Consider the following 1,158-nt stretch of genomic DNA (forward strand, 5'->3'; position numbering starts at 1 on the left):
GGATGGCGTGGGGGATGCGGCCTACGGCGGTCGCCGTATGCGCGTAAAGATGGTCTAGGCCAATGCGTCCGTCAATACATCCGGCCGTACATCCGTCCATGCATGCGTCAAGCCTTCCGAGAAGTCCCCAGGCCACCGCGGGGGCGGGCCCACGGGACGCCCAGGGGCGGTTCTCAGCCGCTCCATTCGTGGATAAAGTGCGGAGGCGCCAGCACAGGCCGGTATCGCTCTGCAACGAACTGCGTCCGCCGCAGCCTCCCGCGGCCGGAGTGAACGGGGAAGCCGACGTGCCCATCGCGATAGCAGTCACCAGCCCCGACCTGGCGCTCTCGCCGCCCGACGGACAGGCCCCCGACGCCGCCGTGTTCCAGCCGCCGGACGCGCAGCCGCTCGACACCGCCGTCACCCAGACCGCGATCCTCCTGGACCAGTGCGGCTACGTCGTCACGCTCTACCCCGACTCGCTGCCCGGCACGTACGTGCGGCGCCTGCACATGATCCGGTCCGTGCTGGAGACCGACCGGATCGCCCTGCTGCCGGTCGCGCTGCCGCCGCTCGCCGTGGGCGTCCTGGCACGCCAGTTACGGCAGTTGTCCGTGTCCGACCTGAGCCCCGGCGTGCTCGCCTCGGCCGTGCGGCTGCTCACGCACTATGTGTACGCGGGCGCCCATCTCGCCACCGTTTCCCACCTGGACCGGGTGGAGGTCGGGTTCGGCGCCCACCTGGGCTCGTTCCTCCCGGGCACCCGGTTCGGGGTCCTCGTCAACCCCTCGCCCCGCCTCGTCCGGGTCGCCGAGGAGGCGCCCGAGGGCCCCGGCTTCGACACGTTCCTCACGGTCGCCCGGGACCGGCCCGCGCCCGCCAGGGGCGGCGACTGGGTCCTGGACGTCATCGCCCCCCAGTGGCGCGTGCAGGGCGTGCAGGAGACGTCCCTGCCCGCCGAATCGGCGCGCTGGTGGGGCACCCGCCGGGCCGTCGAGTTCGCCGCCGCCATCCCCGACCCCTCCGTCCTCTACCAGCTCGTGTCCTCCGTACGCCGGGAGGAGTGCCCCTGGTGCGGCGTCGAGCTCATCGGCGACCGCTGCGGGTTCTGCGCGGGCCCCCTGCCGCGCGCCGCGGGCGGCCACGCGCTCGGTCCGCCCGCCCGCGGCGCGCGGC

The 1,158-nt window shown here is 73.7% G+C and carries 1 protein-coding gene; it reads left to right on the forward strand.

Annotation, left to right across the window (positions count from 1 at the left end; translation table 11 throughout):
* Positions 1-287 precede the first annotated feature (287 nt).
* Positions 288-1,158, forward strand: an 871-nt coding sequence (locus tag K6I34_RS37210; RefSeq protein ID WP_229332430.1) for a hypothetical protein, incomplete at its 3' end; no start/stop codon positions are given.

The organism is Streptomyces sp. UNOC14_S4 (assembly GCF_020740835.1).
Lineage (GTDB): Bacteria > Actinomycetota > Actinomycetes > Streptomycetales > Streptomycetaceae > Streptomyces.